Here is a 331-nt window from a genome sequence, read left to right as displayed (position 1 = left end):
TCTTGAACCACGATAACGCGGTTTGTTTTTTTAACGGATTCTACAATCGTTTCGATATCCAATGGAATCAAAGTACGAAGGTCGATAACTTCAACTTTTACGCCGCGAGTTTTTTCAATTTCTTCAGCAGCTTTAAGTGAAGTATGAACCATAGCACCGTAAGTGATGATAGTAACATCAGAACCTTCACGAACTACGTTTGCTTTACCGATAGGCACAGTATACTCGCCTTCAGGTACTTCAGCGCGGAACGAACGGTACAGGTTCAAGTGCTCCATGAAGAAAACAGGATCGTTATCACGGATTGCAGAAATCAGCAAGCCTTTTGCAT

The 331-nt window shown here is 42.0% G+C and carries 1 protein-coding gene; it reads right to left on the bottom strand.

From position 1 onward, the window contains the following. The coding region (locus AC1DIP_RS22405) for a transketolase C-terminal domain-containing protein (RefSeq protein ID WP_477735141.1) at positions 1-331 on the bottom strand (331 nt) is incomplete at both ends.

The sequence above is a fragment of the Pseudarthrobacter sp. 05T312 genome, from assembly GCF_056396685.1.
Note: the sequence above shows the minus strand (reverse complement) of the source record. Positions and strands in the feature narration are given on the sequence as shown.